This window comes from Nonomuraea marmarensis (assembly GCF_043197025.1).
Taxonomy (GTDB): domain Bacteria; phylum Actinomycetota; class Actinomycetes; order Streptosporangiales; family Streptosporangiaceae; genus Nonomuraea; species Nonomuraea marmarensis.
Map to the genome: position 1 here is coordinate 119,788 of NZ_JBICRM010000004.1, position 19,526 is coordinate 139,313.

Consider the following 19,526-nt stretch of genomic DNA (forward strand, 5'->3'; position numbering starts at 1 on the left):
CACCTATGTCCACATGCCGAAATGACGGCTGAGTCTCTCATCGGGGGCAGCGAGGCGTCCGCGTGGTGAACCTCCTGCTTGGGGCCGCTGAATAACCGTTTTGCCACCCGAACCGGCTTCACTACACTCGCCTCGAAACGCCATGACGAGGGAAGGGAGCCGGCCGTGCGTCACCGCACCGCTGCGATCGTCCCCCCGTCGCGTTACGAGGTGATCCTGGCGTCTTCGCCGCCCCGGTGCCGGCCGCGCGGCCGCCACTGGATGCCCTGACGGACACCTGCACTTCCCCGGATGTCGAGCCGGGGTCTCCGCATGCCGTTTCGGGTAATCGCGCTGTCCTGTTCACGAACGACCCGAAAGGGCCATGGGCTGTGCGTGCTCATCTCTCCAACCCACTCGCCTCCGTACGCAACCTGGGCATCCTCGCCCACGTCGACGCCGGCAAGACCACCGTCACCGAGCGGATGCTCTATCTCGCCGGCGCCACCTACAAGCGCGGCGAGGTGCACGACGGCACGACCGTCACCGACTTCGACGCGCAGGAGCGCGACCGGGGGATCACCATCTTCGCCGCGGCCGTCAGCTACGACTGGGACGGCCACCGGGTCAACCTCATCGACACGCCCGGCCACGTCGACTTCTCCGACGAGGTGGAGCGCTCGCTGCGGGTGCTCGACGGCGCGATCGCGGTGTTCGACGGCGTCGCGGGCGTCGAATCGCAGAGTGAGTCCGTGTGGCGGCTGGCCGACCGGTACGGCGTGCCGCGCGTCGCGTTCGTCAACAAGCTGGACCGAGCCGGAGCCGACCTCGATGCGGCGGTCGAATCGATTCGTCGGCGGCTGTACAAGGCGCCACTGGTGGTGCAGCTGCCGATCGGGCACGAGGACGCCTTCACCGGAGTCGTCGACCTGGTCCGGATGCGGGCGCTGGTCTGGTCGGGCGACATCCACGAGGAGGGCCCGGTGCCGGAAGGGCTGGTAAGCGAGGCGCGACGGCGGCGCAGGCTGCTGGAGGAGTCGGTGGCCGAGTTGCATGCGGACGCGATGGAGGAATTCTGCACCCGGCCGGAGATCTCCGAAGGGACGCTGGCGGGCGCACTGCGCGACCTGACCCGTAGCGGTGCGGGCGTCGTGGTGCTGTGCGGCTCGGCGTACCGGAACCGGGGGATCGAGCCGCTGCTCGACGCGGTGGTGGCGTACCTGCCGTCGCCGCTGGACGTGCCGCCGGTGCGGGCCGGGGACGGCGCGGCACGGGCGGCCGACCCGGCGGCGCCGCTGGCCGCGCTGGTGTTCAAGGTGAGCTCGACCGCCACCGGGCGGCTGACCTACCTGCGGGTGTACTCGGGGACGATGCGGAAGGGGGACGCGGTGCTGGACACGGGCGCGAGGCGCACCGAGCGGGTCGCCCGGATCCTTCGGGTGCAGGCCGACCGGCACACCGAGGTGGAGCAGGCGGTGGCCGGGGACATCGTCGCGGTGGTCGGGCCGAAGGCGGCCCGACCGGGGACGACCCTCTGCGCGCCCGAGGCGCCGCTGGTGCTGGAGCCGCCGAGCGTGGCCGACCCGGTGGTGTCCGTGGCCGTCGAGGCCCGCAGGAGCACCGACGCCGACCGGCTGGCGGCGGCGCTGGCGCGGCTGGCCGAGGAGGATCCTTCGCTGGTCGTCAGGACCGACGCCGAGACCGGGCAGACGGTGTTGTCCGGGATGGGCGAGCTGCACCTGGAGGTGGCCGCGGAGAAGCTGCGCCGCGCCCACGGGCTGGACGTCGGCGTCGGCCGGCCGCGGGTGGCCCACCGGGAGACGGTCGTCCAGGGGGTGTCGGGGCTTCTGTACCGGCACGTCAAGCAGGACGGGGGCGCCGGGCAGTTCGCCCATGTCGTGCTGGACGTGCAGCCGCTGGACGGCGACGGCTTCGAGTTCGGCTCGACGGTCGCCGGCGGGCGGGTGCCGCGCGAGTACGTGCGGGCGGTGCAGGCCGGGTGCCGCGACGCCCTGGCCGACGGGCCGCTCGGCGGCCACCCGGTGACCGGGCTGCGGGTCACGCTGACCGACGGGGCCACCCATCCCAAGGACTCGTCGGAACTGGCGTTCCGCACGGCCGGCCGGCTCGCGCTGCGCGAGGCGCTGCGGGCCTGCGTCATGGTGCTGCTGGAGCCGGTGGCCGAGGTCACCGTCACGGTGCCGGAGGACGCGGCCGGCGACGTGCTGGGCGACCTGGCGGCCAGGCGCGGCCGGATCTCGGGCTCGACGGCGCGGGGCGGCACGGTGGTGATCACCGCTACGGTGCCGCTGGCCGAGGTGTTCGGGTACGCGACCCGGCTGCGCAGCCGCACCCAGGGCCGGGGCACGTTCACCACCCGGCCCGCCGGGTACGCCCCGGCGCCGTAGACGCAGGATGGCCCCGGGGACGGGGCCATCCTCAGGCGGTCGTGAAGGAGATCCAGGCGTCGGGTGGCAGCTCGGGGCGGCCGGGAACGGGCCTGCGGTCCTCGGTCCAGGCGTCACCGGCGATCTCGGTGGCGACGCGCCGCCAGAAGGCCACGGCGCCCGCGTTGGCGTCCTGGAAGGCGATCTCCCACGGGCCGGGGTGCCTGGCGACCACCTCCTGGGCGGCCCGCAGCCCGATCCCGGCCCGGCGCGCACCGCGTACCACGAAGAAGCTGTTCAGCACGCGGGCCGGGCCCGAAAGGGCGCGCACGATCGCGAGCCCGGCCGGGTGCTCGCCGCTCACCAGAAGGTACGGCGCCCAGTCGGCGTCCTGGAAGGCCGCCTGCAGCCGTTCGCTCCTGAACGTGGCGTCGGGGTTGGGCAGCTGCGCCTCGAACTCGGACATGTCGTGGCGGAACATCTGCCAGAGACGTTCCATGGCGGGATGGTCGGCGGCGCTCGCGGGGCGCACGGAAAGGTCCGGCATCGAAATCCTTCGCGATCGGGTTGAGGGCACGAAAAAAGCCTCCCGGCCGGAGCCGGGAGGCTTGAATGATGATGAAACTCTAGCAGGGTCAGGGGGTCGTGACGGTCGCGCCGGTGACGGAGGCCGACCAGTACAACGCCCTGGCCACCTGCGGGAACAACCCCTTGGGGTGGTTGCGGAACATCGGCTCGGTGCCGAACAGCACCACGGCCGCGCCCCGCTCGTCCCTGCCGCTGACCACGGCCGCCTGGCCCCTGGCCGCGTCCTGGCCGCCGGTGCCGTTCTCGTTGGGCCGCCAGTGGCCGGAGACGAGCGGCCCGTCGGCCGCGTACGACTGCTCGACCGTGACCTCGGCCCCGAGGCCGGTGAACCAGCGCGGCGAGTACACGAACGAGTGGTCGGGCGAGCCGGTCCCGACGGGGCCGTTCGAGGAGACCACGCGCACCACGCCGTTGGCGTCGCTGCGCCCGGCGACGCCGGTCGCGGTGAGCAGCCCGGCGGCCGTGTTGAACGTCGAGCCCGTGCTGCCCCTGGTGATCACGCCGCCGGTGGCCAGGAACGTGTCGAGCGCCGTCTTGGCCGTGGGATTGAGCGCCGTGTAGCTCAGGCCGCTGGAGACGAACAGCACGTCGGTCGCGCTCCAGTCGAAGCCCGCGTTGAGCACCGCCGTGGAGACGGGGGTGACGGCGAAGCCCAGTTCGCGCAGCGTGAACAACTCGTCGGCGGACACCGCGGCGGCGACCCGCACCTGTGCCAGCGGCACGCCGGACGACGAACCCGCCGCAGTGAAGGCCACGCCGTAGCGGTCGGACACCGTCCTGGCCGCCTGCCGTGCGGAGGCGGGCACGATCGCCGTCCCGTTCGCCCAGGTCACCGTGACACCCTGGCCGAGCAGGTCGTTCAGCGCCTGGACGTCCTTGGCGTCGGTCACCTTGAGCGCGAGCGGCCCTGAGGTGTGCGGCACCGAGCCGGTCGGCGCGGCGGCCTTGACCGGCTCCGACTGCACGCGCACGGAGGAGGTGACGCCGTCCACCGTGGCGCCCCAGAGCAGGCCGTGGCTCCAGCCGGAGATGTCGTACATGGCGTCCACCCGCGGCGAGATGTCGGCCCCCGCCTCCAGCATCACGTTGGCCAGGCCGCGCTTCGGCTGGTGCATGTCCACGACGTAGGACCCGGCCGGATACGTCTTGCCGCCTGCCCGGAAGGAGTGCTTGGCCCGCTCGACCCGCACGTCGTTGGCGATCAGGTGATCGACCAGGCGCGCGGCCGCCGTGGCGGAACGCTCGCCGGTGATGACGTACGCCCGGGGGTAGGTGGTGTTGTAGACGTCCTCGGGGCCGAAGCCGGGCACGATGCCGAGCGGCACCGGCTTGGACGGCTCGCCCGCCGCTCCCCTGCGGAACACCTCGATCTGGTCCGCGATCAGCTTGTCATGCTTGGCCTGCACGAAGCCGTACGTGGACCGGATGGCGGCGGCGGCCACGTCGGTGTTGATCCCGGAGCGGCGGCGCAGCTCCTCGTCGGTCACCTGTTCGTTGTTGTCGTTGACCCGCAGCGGGATCTCCACGGTGTGCGCGGCGACCGCGCCGTGGAAGGGCGCGTACTGCGGGGTGAAGATCGGCGGCCAGTCGTCCCAGCCCTCCGCGTCGTCGCGGAACGGGATCTGTGCCGGGCGCACGCCGTCCTTCTCGAACGTGTAGCCCAGGCCGTTGACCGCGGCCTCCATGCCCAGGCCGTTGGCGTAGGTGTTCTGGATGAACAGGTCGTACTCGTAGTTGGCGCCGTGCGGCGGCGTGGTGGGCTCGATGAGCGTACCGTTCACGTAGCCGTGCAGGTCGATCATGGCGACCGGCTGGGCGTCGATCATCAACTGGCGCATCGCCCGCACCTCGGGCTGGGAGCCGGTGATGAAGTCGCGGTTGAGGTCGAAGCCGGCGCCGTTCTGGCGCACGCCGTTGACGCGGCCGTCGGGGTTGGCGGTGATGTTGAAGTACAGCCGGGTACGCGCCAGCAGGTCCGCGATCTTGGGGTCCTCGCTGGTGGCGAGCTCCTCGATGACGCGCAGGGCGGCGTCGGTGCCCTCCCACTCGTTGCCGTGGATGTTGTCGTTGACGTAGAGCGGCGCCTTGTACCTCTTGGCCAGCTTCTTGTCGCGGGCGGCGTCGGCCGCGTCGTTCTCGATGCGGTCGCGGATCTTCTCCTGCTCGCGCACCTCGGCGGCGCTCTCCGGCGCGGTGACGGTGACGAGGTAGAGGTCGCGGCCCTGGGCCGAGCGGCCGATGATCTCGGCGCTGATCCGGTTGCTGCGTTTCTGCAGCTCGTTCAGCTTGGGGGCGATGCCGTGGTACGGCACCAGGCCGCGTCTGATGGAGGGGTCGGCCGGGTTCTCGGCGGGGATCGGGAGCTTGGTCTGCCTGGGGTAGCCGCGGTCGCGGGACCGCCCGTAGACCTGCTGCTCGCCGGTGGCGGCGCGGAGCGTCTCGGCCTGCTCGGGCACGCCGGCCGCCACCTCGTTCCGCTCCGGGCCGTTGCCGAAGTCCCGTACGGGCGGTGCGGGCGCCGGCACGGGGTCGGCGACCGCGTGCTGCGGGATGACGAGGAGTGCGGCCGAGACGGCCAAGCTCAGCAGGGCAGTGGGTAAACGCAAGGAGTCCTCCGGCGGTGGTGGTGCGAAGTCAGGGTTCGCGATGGCCGGCCGCCACCCGGGCGGATGGCGGCCGACCCGGTCGGTCAGGGTTCGCGGTAGTCGGCGGCCACCCCGACCAGCGAGATCAGGCCGGCGGCGAACTCCATCGCCTCCTGGTGCCCCTCGCTGAACGGCGGCTGGAAGCCCACGCCCTCCCACTGCTTCGTGGTGGGGTTCCACAGGTCGCTGCCGACCTCGAAGTCCCAGCCGTAGATGCCGAAGTCGTACCAGAGCTCGTCCGCGGAGTTGCCCGCCGCCGAATACAGCACATCGGTCACCGGACCGGTCTGCTGCGGCCAGGTGACGGTGCCGCGCTCGGCCGCGATGGCCTCCTCGATCGTGCGGGCCGAGCGCAGGAAGTACGCCTCTTCCTGGGTCGTGGGCCTGGGCAGCACGACGCGGCCGTCCTGCTTGTACGCGCCGGGGGGCCACATGAAGTAGCCGCCGTAGCTGTGCACGTTCATGGCGAACCTGATGTTGCGGTACGTCTGCGCCAGCCAGATCACGTTCCGGCTCTCGGGCTCGGAGTGCTCGGCCGGGCCGGCGAACGTGCCGCTCTGGCAGTTGGCCGAGGCGCCGAAGTACCCGTCGGACAACGAGCCGACGGCGTAGTTGCGGTTGACGTCCACGCCCCACTGGTTACGCAGCGCCGGGTCGGACTGCTGCGCGGGGCAGTGGTTGGTCATGTTCTTACGCTGGCTGTTGAAGTCGTAGAAGCTGTAGTTCGCGCCGTCGGGGTTGACGGTCGGCACGATGAAGATGTCGGTGCGCTCCAGCAGCTTGCGGGTGGCCTTGTCGCGCTGGTAGTTGCGCAGCAGCCGCTCGGCGGCCTCGATGGTGACCAGCGGCGTCACCCACTCGCGGGCGTGCTCCTGGGAGTAGGCCAGCACGCCGGTGCGCGAGCCGTCGCGGTGCACGCCGACGCGCAGGGCCAGCACCTGCGCGGGCGCGCGGGACACGTCGGCCGGGGCGTTGAGGAAGTCGCTGAGCTGGGTGAGCGGCGCGGGCGCCAGGACGCCGGCGCCGGCGTCGGTCCGGTAGGTGGTGGCCTTGACGCCGGTGCCCGCCGTGGCGTTGATCGCGGCGACCACCTGCGCGGCGGTGCTGGTGGCGGCGCCGGAGCCGTCGGTGGCCAGGCTGACGGTGATGAGCTTGCCGTTCACCGTCACCTGGAGCGGTCTGCCGGGCGCGCCCGGGTTGACGAGTTCGACGGCCAGGTCGTTGCCGCCTTCCGAGCCGTAGGCGGTCGAGGTGATCACGACGGCGGCGGCCGGCGGCGTGCCGATCAGGGCCTGGGCGTGGCGGCGGTAGCCGTTGGTCTTGTTGGGCAGCGTGATCAGGTCCGTGAGCTTCGGGAAGCGCTTGTGCAGGTCCTTGATCCGCTCGTTGAGCTGCGCCGGCGGCATGTACTGGGTGATGAAGTCCTTCTGGTAGCCGGATCCCGTTTGATCCGGCCGCTCGCCGTCGGGCCACTCCTTGACGCGCGCCTCGGCCTTGCCGCCGCCCGCCGAGGTGACGGTGACCCACTGCGGCTCCTTGTCCGCCGGCACGGGGGTGCTGAGCTGGTGGCCCAGGTACGCGCCCGCGTCCACGTACGCGACCATCGCCGCCTGGCCCGTCGAGCCGTGCTTGCCCTTCCACGTCACGCTGAGCGTGGCCGCCTGCCCGGCGCTGCTGGACGCCTCGACCGACAGGAAGTACCCCTCGCGGGACTTGAACCAGACCGCCCGCTCGACGACGAGCTGATCCTTCGCCGCGGTGGCCTTCGACCGGGCCGGAGCCGGGGTTTCGGGCGCCAGGCGGGCGCCGAGCGGCTGTAACGCGGCGAGCTGGCTCGGCGTGACGACCGCGTCGACCTGGATGGTGCCGTCCGCCTGGGGCCGTACCCGCTCGGTCAGGTCGGCGCCCGAGGCCACCAGCCGGTCCATCGCGGCCAGGTCGGGCACGGATAACGTGACCAGCGAGGCCGGCTCGGGATCAGCCGGCCCGGCCACTGCTGGAACCGATGGTTCCGAGGCTACGAACGTCGTAAGAACGATCATCAGGGCAACTGCGGACGCCCGTAAACCACGCATATGGACCCTCCTGGATCACCTGTCTGGGGATCATTCAAAGCCGAGAAGCCCCAACGGGGCAAGACCCAGACTTATCTGGGACTTATCCGGCAGACAGGAATGCGGTGATCTCGCGCAGGAACCGGTCCCGGCCGCGTTCGGGACGGTCGAGGTGGACGTAGTGCGTCGCGTCCGGCAGCGTGGGATATGAGTGGGCTACGACGCGGTGACGTGCGGGACCGCCTCGTACATCGCCCAGTCGGCGCTGATCGCGCTCGCCGTCTTCAGCAGCAGCGGGAGGTGCTCCTCGGTCAGCTTCTCCACGGAGGTCTCGGCGGCGTGGGCGTTGACGTTCACGGCCGCGATGACGTTGCCCAGGCCGTCCCTGAGCGGCGCCGCCACCGACCGGATCCCGAGGGCGAGCTGCTGGTCCGTCATCGCCCAGCCCTTGGCCCGCACCGCCCGCAGCACCGCCTCGCGCTCCTTGGCGTCGGGGCACCACCTGGGCTCGATGCCCGAGCGGCTCGGCTCGGCCAGCACCCGCTCCACCTCGGCCGGGGAGAGCGCGGCCAGCAGCACCTTGCCCAGGGAGGTCTGCAGCGCGGGGAAGCGGGTGCCGATCTGCACCGACAGCGCCACGATCTTCGGCACCGACACCCTGGCGACGTAGACGATGTCGGAGCCGTCGAGCTGGGCGATCGACGACGACTCGTGCGTCTGCGTAACGAGCCGCTCCAGGTGCGGCCGGGCGACCTCCCACAACCCCATGGAGCGGACGTAGGAGACGCCCAGCTCCAGAATCCTGGGCGTGAGGGCGAAACCTCCCTGCTCCACCCTGGCGTAGCCCAGCTCCTGGAGCGTGATCAGGATGCGGCGGGCCGTCGGCCTGGCCAGGCCGGCGGCGGTCGCCACCTCGGTCAGCGACATGACCGGGCGCCCCGGCTGGAAGGCCCTGATGACGTCGAGGCCGCGAGCCAGCGCCTCGATGAAGTCAGGTCCGGTGTCACCACGTGCCATGTACGCCCCCTACTCGTATTGATCCGACTTTAGACGGTCACTCGTCCGTTCAGAGTCGGTGCGTCGACGAGCTGCGGTAGTCGGTGTACGTGTACGGGTTGTCGAGGATCTTCGTCGCCGGGATGTCCGGGTTCATGCCCCGCTCCCAGGCCTCCTCGCCCATCTCCGAGCGCAGGTGCTCGACCGTGCGCTCGACCTGGCGGCGGGCGGCGGCCAGATCGACGCCGAGCAGGCGGTGCTCGTGCTTGACCACGCGGCCGTCGACCAGGACGGTGTGCACGTCGCCGCGCTGCGCCTGGAACGCGACGTGGCCGAACGGGTTGAGCAGCGGGAACGACACGGGCGACAGGTCGTTCTTGATGAGCACGAGGTCGGCCTTCTTGCCCGGCTCGATCGTGCCCAGGTCGTCGCGGCCGAGGGCGCGGGCGCCGCCGCGGGTGGCCCACTCGACGACCTGGGCGGCGCGCAGGCCGGCGTGCGTGACGGTGTCGCCCTTGGCGTGCGCCTCCAGGTGCTCGCGCGACCGGTCGGCGCCGAGGGTGGCGCGCATCGCGGAGAACAGGTCGCCGCTCCACCAGACGCTGGTGTCCATGGACATCGACACCGGGATGCCGTGCGCGCGGATGGCCCAGGTGGGCGGGTAGCCCTGGCCGGCGCTCTGCTCGCTCTCCGTCGAGACCGAGATGGAGCCGCCGGTGGCCGCGATGCGGTGGTAGGAGTCGGCCGACAACGAGGCGGCGTGCACGTAGATCGTGCCGGGGGTCATGAAGCCGTGGTCGTACATGAGCCGGATGCCGTCGTCGCTGGTGGCGCCCCACACACCGGCGTGCGTGGTGACGGCGGCGCCGAGCTCCCTGGCGACCTCGAACGCGGGCTTCTCCGGGAAGGCCGGGTCGCCGAGCACGTCGAAGGCGATCTGGAAGCCGAGCATGTCGTCGCCGGTGATCCGCCTGCGCACGAAGTCGCGGAACTCGGGCGCGGCCGTCCACTCGGCGGGCGGCTGCTGGATGTTGCCGTACGCGAGCACGTACCGGCCCGGCACGGCCTGGAGCGCGTCGGCGGCGGCGTCGGCGTGGTCCACCGTCTGCAGGCCGTGCGACCAGTCGACGACGGTCGTGACGCCGGCGTCGAGCGCCTCGATCGCGGCCAGGGTGTTGCCCGCGTGCACGTCCTCGGGCCGGAACAGCTTGCCGTGCTCCAGGTAGTACCAGACGAAGTACTGGGTGAGAGTCCAGTCGGCGCCGTAGCCGCGCATCGCGGTCTGCCACATGTGCCGGTGGGTGTCGATCATGCCGGGCAGGACGATGCCGCCGGACGCGTCGATCTCGGCGGCGTCCCCCGGCGCCTCCAGATCGGGGCCGACGGCGGCGATCCTGTCCCCGGTGACGAGGACATCCGTGCGAGGGAGCACCCGCCTCCCGTCCATGGGCAATACGGTGCCGCCACGCAGCACCAGGGGCCGTCCGGCCGCGAACTCGTTCATGACACGCTCCTCGGTTGCGAACAATTGTCCGCTATACGGTCATCGTTACTGTGAACACGGTTCATGATCCTGTCAACCCGGTTGACGTCGGGACTTGGTGGTGCTGAAATCTGGCTGTAACGGACGTTTGTCCGTTGAACGGACGTGAGGATGGAATTCGATGACTGACGCCGTGCCGGGAGGGCCGCTGTCCGGCGTGCTGGTGGCCGACTTCTCCAGGATCCTGGCCGGGCCGTACGCCACGATGTTGCTGGCGGACCTGGGCGCCGACGTGGTCAAGGTCGAAGGGCCCAAGGGGGACGACACCCGGTCGTGGACGCCGCCCGCGCGGGGCGAGGTGTCCACGTACTATCTCGGGGTCAACCGGGGCAAACGGTCGATCGCGCTCGACCTGCGGGACGAGGCCGACGCGGAGGTGGCCAGGGAGCTGGCCCGGCGCGCGGATGTGCTGGTGGAGAACTTCCGGCCGGGCGGGCTGGGCAAGTACGGGCTCGACTACGCCTCCGTACGGGCTTCGAATCCGGGCGTCGTGTACGCCTCCATCAGCGGGTTCGGGTCCGGGGCCGGTGCGCGGATACCGGGGTATGACCTGATGGTGCAGGCCATGTCGGGGCTGATGAGCCTCACCGGGGAGCCGGACGGGCCGCCGTACCGGGCCGGGATCTCGGTTTTCGACGTGATGGCGGGCAACCATGCCGTCATCGGGATCCTGGCCGCGTTGCGTCACCGGGAGGCCACCGGGGTGGGGCAGCACGTCGAGGTGAACCTGTTGTCGTCGGCGCTGACGGGGCTGGTCAACCAGAGTTCGGCGTTCGTGGCGGGGGGTGTGGTGCCGTACCGGATGGGGAACGCGCATCCGAGCGTGTTCCCGTACGAGCCGCTGCCGACGGCTGATCACGAGCTGATCGTCGCCGCCGCCAACGACGGGCAGTTCCGGAAACTGTGCGAGGTGCTCGGCATTCCGGAGGTGGCGGACGATCCGCGGTTCGCCCGTAACGCTTCGCGGACCGCGAACCGGGAGGAGTTGCGGCCGATCCTCGTCGAGCGGCTCGTCACCCGGCCCGCCGATGAGTGGTTCGAGCTGCTGGTGGACGCCGGGGTGCCGAGCGGGCCGATCAACACGATCGACGGCGGGTTCGCGGTGGCCGAGCGGCTGGGGCTCGAACCCGTCGTCGAGGTGGGCGAGGGTGAGCGGGCCGTGCCGACGACCCGGCATCCGATCCGGTTCTCGCGGACGCCCGCGGGTTACCTGCTGCCGCCGCCCGAGCTGGACGAGCACGGCACGGAGCTGCGCAAGTGGCTGACCCGGGAGGGCGAGCATGCCTGACTACCCGACCGCGCTCGGCGCGTCCTCGCTGAAGTCGATCACGCTGCTCGGGCAGGACCTGGCCGAGGACGTGATGGGCCAGGTGGGCTTCGGCGAGCTGGCCTTCTGGCTGGCCACGCAGCGCCGTCCCACGCCCGGGCAGGTGCGGGTGTTCGAGGCGGTGCTGGCCGCGCTGGCCGACCACGGGTTCACGCCCACGGCGATCGTGACGCGGCTGACGTACCTGTCGGCGCCCGACTCCGTCCAGGGCGCGCTGGCGGCGGGGCTGCTCGGCGGCGGGTCCCGCTTCCTGGGCGTGACCGAGGACTGCGGCCGGTTCCTGCACGACGTGCTCGCCACGCGCGAGGCGCTCCCGGCCGACGACGCCGGTTGGGACGCGCTCGCCCTGGAGACCGTGCGCGGGTGGCGGGAGTCGGGCAAACGCATTCCCGGTCTCGGCCATCACGTGCACAAGGACGGCGATCCCCGTACCCCGCGGTTGTTCGCGATCGCCCGCGAGGAGGGGCTGTTCGGGCCGCACCTGTCGTTGTTCGCCGCCATCGGCCGCGTGCACCCGGCGGTCCTGGGCCGGACGTTGCCGCTCAACGGCGCGGGAACGTGCGGCGCGGCGCTGGCCGACCTGGGGCTGCCGCTGGAGCTGCTGCGCGGATTCGCGCTGCTGGCCAGGACCGCGGGGCTGATCGGGCAGCTCGCCGAGGAGCTGCGCCGTCCCGTGGCCAACGAGATCTTCCTGTCGGTGGACCTGAACAACCGGTCCATCCCGCCCGAGCCCAACGGAGGTTCGCATGGCTGAGGTCGTCGCGGTCATCGCATCCACCCACCATCCCTTCTACTACCGTGCCAGCACCTCGACCGGCGAGGACCGCCCGCCGTTCGCGGACGAGTGGGTACGCAAGGTCGAGGCGTTCAGGGAGACGCTGACCAGGGCCGATCCCGACGTGCTGGTCATGGTCGGGTCCGACCACTTCCACCAGCTCTGGCTGGACAACATGCCGCAGTTCCTGATCGGCAAGGCGCCCTTCTACGACGCCAACTTCTACAACGAGGAACGCGAGTTCGGCCTGCCGCGGATGGTGTGCAAGGGCCAGGAGGACCTGTCCGATCACATCCTGCGCGAGGGGCTGGACGCCGGGTTCGACCTGGCGTTCTCCAACGAGCTGCGGATCGACCACTCGATCACCTGCCCGATCATCACCCTGCGCCCGCAGAACGACCTGCCGATCGTGCCCGTCTACACCAACATCTTCGCCCCTCCGCTGCCGCGGCCCGGACGGTTCGTGCAGCTCGGGCGTACCATCCGGCAGCTCGTCGAGTCCTGGCCCTCAGACCAGCGGGTCGCGGTCATCGGCACCGGGCACCTGTCGCTGGAGCTCGGCGGGCCGCGCCAGTTCGGGCCGCACGGGCCCGACCCGGAGTTCGACCGCAAGGCCGTCGAGTGGATCTCCTCGGGGGACATCGAGGGCTGCCTGTCGGAGGTCACCTTGGACAGCCTGTGGGAGCCGGGCAACGCCACCCACGGGTTCATGGACTTCATGCTGATGATGGGCGTGGCCGGCGAGGGGCAGAAGGCCGACTACGTGGACACCTTCGATCTGTTCCACACCATGGAGGCGTACTTCACCTGGTATCCGAACGGAGCCTCGGCATGAGCAAGTACCTGCTGAACAAGTTCCTGTTCACCGTCGACCGCGACCCGGAGCTGGTCGAGCGCTACCGGGAGTCGCCGCGGGCCACGGTGGAGATGTGGGAGTCCGAGTACGCCAACCGCATCCTCGGCTGCCACACCGGCGAGTCGTCCACCTGGCTGCGCTTCGACGACGTCGAACGCGAGGCGCTGGCCGCGCACGACTACCCGAAGTTGTTCGAGCTGGGGGCGCACCCGTTCCTCACGCTCACCCTGTTCATCGCGATGTTCGAATGCGACTATCCCCCGCTGGGCTTCCAGACCGAGTACGCGCAGCGGCTGTCGCATTGGCGGCTGCCGTACCCGGACATCGCCACGTGATGCGCGCGGCCCAGATCTCGGCCTGCGGCCGGCCACCCGTGCCGGCCGACCGGCCCGCGCCCGAGCCCGGGCCCGGCGAGACTCTGGTCCGGGTCCGTGCCGCCCCCATCACGCCGCTGGACCTGCTCTGCGCGACTGGTACGTCCTATTTCGGGGTGCCCGCCCTCCCCTACGTGCCGGGCGTGCAGGGTGTCGGAACCGTGGGCGACACGTTGGTGTGGTTCCCGACCTCGGCCGGGATGGCTGCGGGCGACGGCAGCATGGCCGCGCTCGCCTGCGTCCGCAATGAGGACCTCGTCGCGCTGCCCGCCGGTGCGGACCCGTTCACCGTGGCCGCGCTCGGCCTGTCGGCTGTCGCCGCCCACATGGCGCTGACCTGGCGCGGCGAGCTCGCGGCCGGGGAACAGGTGCTGGTGCTCGGCGGGGGCGGGGTCGTGGGGCAGGCCGCCGTACAACTCTCCCGGCTCGCGGGGGCACGCCGGGTGGTCGCCGGCGCCCGTTCACCCGAGGGCCGCGAACGGGCGAAGCAGGCGGGGGCGGACGCGGTCGTCACCCTGGACACCGACGACGTGACGGAACTCGCCGCCCGCTTCACCGCCGCCTGCGACGGGCCGGTGGACCTGGTGCTCGACCCCCTCTTCGGGGCTCCCGCGGCCGCGGCGTCGCGTACGTTGCGCCAGGGCGGGCGGCTCGTCAACCTCGGCAGCTCGGCCGGCGAGACGTGCCCGCTCGACTCCGCCACGCTGCGCAGCCGGTCGTTGCGGGTGCTCGGGTACACCAACAACGAGCTGAGCCGGGAGCAGCGCGCCGCGGCCATGACCCTGGTCGCGGAACAGGCGGCGCTGGGGCGGCTCGCGGTGGCCCACGAGATCGTCCCCTTGGCGGACGCGGGCCGGGCATGGCAACGGCAGGCCTCGGGCGCGGCCGGGGGCCGGATCGTGCTCAGCGTCGATTGACCTGCGGCACGTCCGGCTACCACCGCCTTGGCCGGACTAGCGGACAGGCACCCGAAAAGGGCGCTCCGCGATGCGGGAGCGCCCTTTTCGGAGCGGCTGGACTCAGCTCGCCGGGTTCTTCACCGACACCGGCTGGAACCGGGCGGCGTCCTTCTCGGCCCAGGCGCCGGTGGAGAAGGCGACCGGGTAGTTCTTCTTGCCGACGCCGTCGCCCCACTTCGTGACGACGTACTCCACCTTGATGTGACCCGCGCCGGCGGCCCCGTGAACGCTCAGCGTCTGGGGGTCGAACGTGCCGCCGGTCAGCTCGGCGAAGGTCTTGGCGTCCAGGTCCAGCATGACGCCCTCGCTGGAGGGGTCGCCGGGACCGCGGTCGCCCACGAAGAACGGCAGCTTCTTGCCCTGGTAGACGACGTAGCCCTCGGTCATGAGCGGCCAGCTCGGGCTGGCGGCCAGGCCCTTCTGCATGGGCTTGCCCGCGGCGGGCAGACCGGTGTCGCCGGCGCGGCCGGAGGCGTCATCCCAGAAGTAGGACGCGGTCGTCGTACCCTTGAGCATGACCGGCGTCGCGGCTCCGGAGGCGGCGTGAACCGCCGTGGAGCCGATGGCCAGGGCACTGATAGCCGAGACCGCGAGCATGGTAAGGGAACGCAGGCGGGCAGTCATGGTCAAGGAGGGTCCTTTGTGAGGGGACGAGGGACTTAGCACTCGCTTTACGGTCATGGCCGGGCAAAACGCCATACGGACGCCACGTGAGTGCTGGGGAATCCGGAAAAATCGGGATTCGACACCGACGATTGGCCTTCCATATGTGAGGCGCGGTTCACTCGCCGGTAACAGCACCTACGTTAACCCTTAAACCCGGACAAAGACAAACGAATCACCACGAATCCGGCAAAGATCTACCCTGCCGGTAAAGCGTCAGCCCACCTCCCGGCGGCTCACGCGCACCACCCCCATGGCCAGGGGGATGATGATCCAGGCCAGCACCGAAGTGCCCAATCGGGCGGCGTCGCCCCCGGTCAGCGTACGAGACCCCGCCCTTCGGACCGAGCGGCAGGACGATGGCGTCCGCCGCCGGCTCCTTCTGGAAACTCGGCTAGCCTGATGGCCGGAGGCATGATGACGCAGACCGAGATACCAGAGGCCACGAGGCTGGCCATGGCACTGGTCGGCTTGTCGCACCATGTGCTGCACCTGTTCAACGACGTGGGGCGGGGTCACGACCTCACCGCGCAGCAGACCGAGCTCATCTGCGCGGTGATCGTACGAGGCCGGACCCGGATGGCCGACCTGAGCAAGCTGCTGCACCTGGAGAAGTCCAACCTCAGCGGCCTGGTAGATCGTGCCGAGCAGCGCGGGCTCATCGTCCGCACGCGGGACCCCAAGGACCGGCGGGCCACGTGGGTCGAGCTGACCGCCGAGGGCGAGCGGCTGGCCATGCGGACCCACGGCGTCGTGACCGAACGGCTCAACCGCCTGGTCGATCAGCTGCCCGCGGAAGACCAGAGGCGGCTGACGGCGGTCGTCGAGCAGATCACCACTGGAGAATGAGCGGGACCGACCGTCCCGTCTCCGCGCCGGCCCTCTGGGGCCTGCCCGTGGACTCCGTCGAGCCGCTCCCCCGCGGCTGGGACTCCCGCACCTGGCTGATCCGCTCGGGTCCCGAGCTCCCCCAAGGGAATTGCCCGGCCTTTCGCCCGTCTTTTGCGGCTTTTTCGGGGCGGAATTCCGGGAAAAGTCAGGCGGGCCGGGCGGTGCTGTCTCTGACGATGAGCGTCGTGGCGAGCTCTATCCGCGTGCCCGCAGGGCCTCTCGGGTGGGTCAGCTCCTCGGAGACGAGCCTGACCGCCTCGTTCGCCATGTCGTCGAGCGGCTGGCGTACGGTCGTGAGCGGCGGTGAGAGCATCTCGCACAGCGGCGAGTCGTCGAACCCGACCACGGACAGGTCTTCCGGCACCCGCATGCCGCGCTCCGTGGCCGCCTGGTAGACGCCCGCGGCCTGGAGATCGTTGCCTGAGAAGATCGCGGTCGGCGGGTCGTCGCGGTCCAGCAACCCGCCGCCGAAAGCCTTGCCGCCGGCGACGAGAAAGTCCCCGTAATGGGTGAGCCCGGGGTCGGGGTCGATGCCGAACGTGCGGTGCGCGGCCAGGTATCCCTCGTAACGGTCGAGCGTGCACTGCGTGTCGAGTTGCCCGCCGATGAACCCGATCCGCGTGTGCCCCAGCTCCAGCAGGTGAGTCGTGGCCATGACCCCGCCCAGCCAGTTGGTGGCGCCGACCGTGGAGATGCGCGGGTCGCGCTGCCCGACGGGGTCGAGGAGCACGAGGGGGACGTGCAGCAGCTCCTCGATGGCCGCGATCTCCTGCTGGTTGGCCCGTGAGAGCACCAGCACGATGCCGTCGGTGCTGCGCTTGCGCACCATCCCGATCCAGCGCCGCAGGTCGAAGTCGGCCCGCGCGGAGGAGGTCACGACCAGCGAGAACCCCCACCGCGCCGCCGCCCGCTCCGCGCCCCTGATGAGCACCTGCGCCCACGGGGAGCCGAGCCCGTCGATCAGCAGGTCGACCAGGCCGACTCTGGGGGTGCTCGGCGGGCGCGGGGCCTGGTAGCCGAAGACGCGGACCGCCTCGAGAACCTTGTCCCTGGTGGCGGCGGAGACGTGCTTCTTCCCGCTCAGGACCTTGGAGACCGTCGGCACCGACACTCCGGCGGCCGCCGCGACGTCGGCCAGCGTGGCTCGAGGCACAGGACCTCCCGTTGCCGTGGTGCCGCCGTCCGGCCGGCACCGGCGAGTGATGACTTTCGGAAAATCGCGCGAAACAGAGCTGCTCGCTGACCTGGGATGTGGCCAATCAATGAGGACTGTTGACAGGACTACCGGGCCGAGCCTAGCGTAACGCATCGGCAATGTCACGGTAACTTTTCGGAAAGTCCACCAGCAACTTTCTGGCCGGTCGCTGTTAGCACTATCAACGGTGACGACGCATCGTACGGCCGCCGTGACGGTCGAGCGGGAGACGGCATCATCATTGGAGGTTGGGAAATGACGCGAATGGCCGCGTTCAGGAACCGCGTCGGGGGTTTCGCCTTCGGCGGCGACTACAACCCCGAGCAATGGGATCCGGCCGTGTGGCGGGAGGACGTCCGGCTCATGCGCGAGGCCGGCGTCAACGCCGTCTCGCTCGGCGTTTTCGCGTGGGCCTCGCTGGAGCCCGAGCCGGGCAAATATGAGTTCGGCTGGCTGGACGAGGCCATGGACCTCCTGCACGAGAACGGCATCAGCGTCAACCTGGCCACCCCCACGGCCGCGCCGCCCGTCTGGCTCACGCATTTGCATCCCGAGGTGTTTCCCATCATGGCCGACGGGCAGCCGTTCGGTTTCGGCAACCGGCTGCACTACGACCCTTCGTCGCCGATCTACCGCGAATACGCGGCGAACATCACGACGAAGCTCGCGGAGCGTTATTCCTTCCATCCCGCGCTGGCGATGTGGCATATCAGCAACGAGTACGGGCCGACGGCGTACAACGAGGCGAGTTCGGTCAATTTCCGGCGCTGGTTGCGGGGTAAATACGGCGACCTGGAAACGCTCAACGAGGCGTGGACCACCCGCTTCTGGGGCCAGATCTACACCGACTGGGACCAGATCGAGGTCCCGAACATCCCCCGTACCTGGATGAATCCGGCCCGCAAGCTCGACTTCAAGCGCTTCACCTCGGACGCCCTGCTGGAGTGCTATGTGGCCGAGCGGGACATCGTGCGCTCTTTCCGCGACGACATCCCGATCATGACCAACTTCATGCGCTTCTACCGGAACGCCGACTACTGGAAGTGGGCGCCCGAGGAGGACGCGGTCGCGCTCGACATCTACCCCAACCCCGCCGACGCCGACTCGCATGTGTCGGCGGCGTTCCAGTTCGACCTGTTCCGCTCCCTCAAGGGCGGGCAGCCGTGGATGCTCATGGAGCAGGCGGCCGGCGCGGTCAGCCAGTGGCGGCTCAACGTCGTCAAGGAGCCGGGGCGGATGCGGCTCGGCTCGTTGCAGGCGGTGTCGCGGGCGGCCGACTCGGTGATGTTCTTCCAGTGGCGGGCCAGCCGGGGCGGGCACGAGCGGTTCCACTCGGCGATGTTGCCGCACTCGGGGCCGGACTCGCGTACCTTCCGCGAGGTCGTCGACCTGGGGCGGGAGCTGAAGCTCCTGGCGCCCGTGGCCGGGACCCGGTCACAGTCGGAGATCGCGATCCTGTTCGACTGGGACGGCTGGTGGGGGCTGGAGGAGACGCACGGGTTGCCGCGTGCCGACTTCAGCTATCCGGACACGGTCATGCGGCACTACACGCCCTTGTGGGAGCGGCACTATCCGGTGGACGTGGTGCCGTCGGGGGCCGATTTGGCGGCGTACAAGGTGCTGGTGGTGCCGAACGCGTACCTGATCGACGACGAGGGCGCCGAGCGGATCCGCGCGTTCGCCCGCGACGGCGGGACCGTGATCATGTCCTTCTTCTCGGGCGTGGTGGACGAGTGCAACCGGGTACGGCCCGACGGGTATCCCGGGGCGTTCCGCGAGCTCATCGGCGCCAAGATCGACGAATACTGGCCGGCGCGGCCGCATGAGGTGTTCGCCGTGGAGTTCGCCGACGGGCGGCGCGCGACGTCGACCTGGTGGCGCGACGACCTCCACCTGGAGACCGGGACCGCCCTGGCCACCTACGCCGGCGGGCTGCTGGCGGGCCGGGCCGCCGTGGTCGAGAACCGGTACGGCTCCGGCCGGGTCGTCTACGTCGCGACGCTGCTGGAGCAGGCCGCGTTCGACGCCGTGGTGCTGGACGCGGTGGAGGCGGCGGGGGTGCGTTCCCGCTTCGGCGACGTACCCGCTCATGTGGAGTGCGCGGTGCGGGAGTCGTCCGAGCACGAGTACGTGTTCCTGCTCAACCACAGCGGCGAGCAGAGCGCGTCCGTCCCCGTCGACGGGGACGGGACGGACCTGCTCACGGGGCGGGCGGTGTCCGGGGTGATCGAGCTGGCGCCGCTGGGCGCGGCGGTGATCCAGCGCACGCGCCGGTGAAAGCCCCGGGCGGGGCG

Annotated in this window: 15 protein-coding genes; 8 read left to right on the plus strand and 7 right to left on the minus strand. The window is 70.7% G+C overall.

Annotation, left to right across the window (positions count from 1 at the left end; all coding sequences use genetic code 11):
- Window positions 1-371: 371 nt before the first annotated feature.
- Window positions 372-2,387 carry an elongation factor G gene (gene fusA / locus ACFLIM_RS07945; RefSeq protein WP_393163532.1) on the plus strand — a complete coding sequence of 672 codons (2,016 nt, stop codon included), beginning with the start codon at window positions 372-374 and terminating at the stop codon, window positions 2,385-2,387.
- 31 nt (window positions 2,388-2,418) lie between these two features.
- On the opposite strand, the gene ACFLIM_RS07950 is transcribed toward fusA, so the two are convergent.
- From ACFLIM_RS07950 to ACFLIM_RS07970, 5 genes are all read right to left on the minus strand, one after another.
- A complete protein-coding gene (locus ACFLIM_RS07950; RefSeq protein ID WP_393163534.1) occupies window positions 2,419-2,913 on the minus strand; it encodes a GNAT family N-acetyltransferase in 495 nt (164 codons plus the stop codon).
- Window positions 2,914-3,001: 88 nt separating this feature from the next.
- A complete protein-coding gene (locus ACFLIM_RS07955; protein ID WP_393163536.1) occupies window positions 3,002-5,560 on the minus strand; it encodes a M14 family zinc carboxypeptidase in 2,559 nt (852 codons plus the stop codon).
- An 83-nt stretch (window positions 5,561-5,643) separates the two neighbouring features.
- Window positions 5,644-7,593, minus strand: a complete 1,950-nt coding sequence (locus ACFLIM_RS07960; RefSeq protein WP_393163538.1) for a M14 family zinc carboxypeptidase — start codon at window positions 7,591-7,593, stop codon at window positions 5,644-5,646.
- 276 nt (window positions 7,594-7,869) lie between these two features.
- Window positions 7,870-8,670, minus strand: a complete 801-nt coding sequence (locus ACFLIM_RS07965) for an IclR family transcriptional regulator domain-containing protein (protein ID WP_393163540.1) — start codon at window positions 8,668-8,670, stop codon at window positions 7,870-7,872.
- A gap of 49 nt (window positions 8,671-8,719) precedes the next feature.
- On the minus strand, window positions 8,720-10,153 hold the full coding sequence (locus ACFLIM_RS07970; protein WP_393163543.1) for an amidohydrolase family protein: 1,434 nt from the start codon (window positions 10,151-10,153) through the stop codon (window positions 8,720-8,722).
- Window positions 10,154-10,313: 160 nt separating this feature from the next.
- Between ACFLIM_RS07970 and ACFLIM_RS07975 the strand changes: the two genes are divergently transcribed.
- The 5 genes from ACFLIM_RS07975 to ACFLIM_RS07995 are packed head-to-tail and all read left to right on the plus strand — an operon-like array spanning window position 10,314 to window position 14,441.
- Entirely contained in the window at window positions 10,314-11,480 is a 1,167-nt protein-coding gene (locus tag ACFLIM_RS07975; protein WP_393163545.1) for a CaiB/BaiF CoA transferase family protein, read from the plus strand.
- Window positions 11,473-12,273, plus strand: a complete 801-nt coding sequence (locus ACFLIM_RS07980) for a citryl-CoA lyase (protein WP_393163547.1) — start codon at window positions 11,473-11,475, stop codon at window positions 12,271-12,273. Before ACFLIM_RS07975 ends, ACFLIM_RS07980 begins: the two co-directional genes overlap by 8 nt.
- Window positions 12,266-13,129: a DODA-type extradiol aromatic ring-opening family dioxygenase gene (locus ACFLIM_RS07985; RefSeq protein ID WP_393163549.1), complete on the plus strand. Its 864-nt coding sequence runs from the start codon at window positions 12,266-12,268 to the stop codon at window positions 13,127-13,129. The genes ACFLIM_RS07980 and ACFLIM_RS07985 overlap by 8 nt, the downstream gene beginning before the upstream one ends.
- Complete coding sequence (locus ACFLIM_RS07990) at window positions 13,126-13,485, plus strand: hypothetical protein (protein ID WP_393163551.1); 360 nt, start codon at window positions 13,126-13,128, stop codon at window positions 13,483-13,485. Before ACFLIM_RS07985 ends, ACFLIM_RS07990 begins: the two co-directional genes overlap by 4 nt.
- Window positions 13,485-14,441 carry a quinone oxidoreductase family protein gene (locus tag ACFLIM_RS07995; protein ID WP_393163553.1) on the plus strand — a complete coding sequence of 319 codons (957 nt, stop codon included), beginning with the start codon at window positions 13,485-13,487 and terminating at the stop codon, window positions 14,439-14,441. The genes ACFLIM_RS07990 and ACFLIM_RS07995 overlap by 1 nt, the downstream gene beginning before the upstream one ends.
- Before the next feature lie 102 nt (window positions 14,442-14,543).
- Here ACFLIM_RS07995 and ACFLIM_RS08000 read toward each other — a convergent pair whose 3' ends face one another.
- Complete coding sequence (locus tag ACFLIM_RS08000) at window positions 14,544-15,107, minus strand: hypothetical protein (RefSeq protein ID WP_393164042.1); 564 nt, start codon at window positions 15,105-15,107, stop codon at window positions 14,544-14,546.
- A gap of 453 nt (window positions 15,108-15,560) precedes the next feature.
- On the opposite strand from ACFLIM_RS08000, the gene ACFLIM_RS08005 reads away from it, so the two are divergent.
- Entirely contained in the window at window positions 15,561-15,995 is a 435-nt protein-coding gene (locus tag ACFLIM_RS08005) for a MarR family winged helix-turn-helix transcriptional regulator (protein WP_393163555.1), read from the plus strand.
- A gap of 187 nt (window positions 15,996-16,182) precedes the next feature.
- Here ACFLIM_RS08005 and ACFLIM_RS08010 read toward each other — a convergent pair whose 3' ends face one another.
- Window positions 16,183-17,190, minus strand: a complete 1,008-nt coding sequence (locus ACFLIM_RS08010; protein ID WP_393163557.1) for a LacI family DNA-binding transcriptional regulator — start codon at window positions 17,188-17,190, stop codon at window positions 16,183-16,185.
- Between the two features lie 297 nt (window positions 17,191-17,487).
- Here ACFLIM_RS08010 and ACFLIM_RS08015 point away from each other — a divergent pair, with 297 nt between their 5' ends.
- Window positions 17,488-19,509, plus strand: coding sequence for a beta-galactosidase (locus ACFLIM_RS08015; protein WP_393163559.1), 2,022 nt, complete (start codon window positions 17,488-17,490; stop codon window positions 19,507-19,509).
- Window positions 19,510-19,526: the final 17 nt, after the last annotated feature.

Excerpts from the sequence above, each read along its gene's own strand:
- ACFLIM_RS07950 (WP_393163534.1), bottom strand. The coding sequence starts at position 2,913 with ATGCCGGACCTTTCCGTGCGCCCCGCGAGCGCCGCCGACCATCCCGCC.
- ACFLIM_RS07965 (WP_393163540.1), bottom strand. The coding sequence starts at position 8,670 with ATGGCACGTGGTGACACCGGACCTGACTTCATCGAGGCGCTGGCTCGC.
- ACFLIM_RS07970 (WP_393163543.1), bottom strand. The coding sequence starts at position 10,153 with ATGAACGAGTTCGCGGCCGGACGGCCCCTGGTGCTGCGTGGCGGCACC.
- ACFLIM_RS07975 (WP_393163545.1), top strand. The coding sequence starts at position 10,314 with ATGACTGACGCCGTGCCGGGAGGGCCGCTGTCCGGCGTGCTGGTGGCC.
- ACFLIM_RS07980 (WP_393163547.1), top strand. The coding sequence starts at position 11,473 with ATGCCTGACTACCCGACCGCGCTCGGCGCGTCCTCGCTGAAGTCGATC.
- ACFLIM_RS07985 (WP_393163549.1), top strand. The coding sequence starts at position 12,266 with ATGGCTGAGGTCGTCGCGGTCATCGCATCCACCCACCATCCCTTCTAC.
- ACFLIM_RS07990 (WP_393163551.1), top strand. The coding sequence starts at position 13,126 with ATGAGCAAGTACCTGCTGAACAAGTTCCTGTTCACCGTCGACCGCGAC.
- ACFLIM_RS07995 (WP_393163553.1), top strand. The coding sequence starts at position 13,485 with ATGCGCGCGGCCCAGATCTCGGCCTGCGGCCGGCCACCCGTGCCGGCC.
- ACFLIM_RS08000 (WP_393164042.1), bottom strand. The coding sequence starts at position 15,107 with ATGACTGCCCGCCTGCGTTCCCTTACCATGCTCGCGGTCTCGGCTATC.
- ACFLIM_RS08005 (WP_393163555.1), top strand. The coding sequence starts at position 15,561 with ATGATGACGCAGACCGAGATACCAGAGGCCACGAGGCTGGCCATGGCA.
- ACFLIM_RS08015 (WP_393163559.1), top strand. The coding sequence starts at position 17,488 with ATGACGCGAATGGCCGCGTTCAGGAACCGCGTCGGGGGTTTCGCCTTC.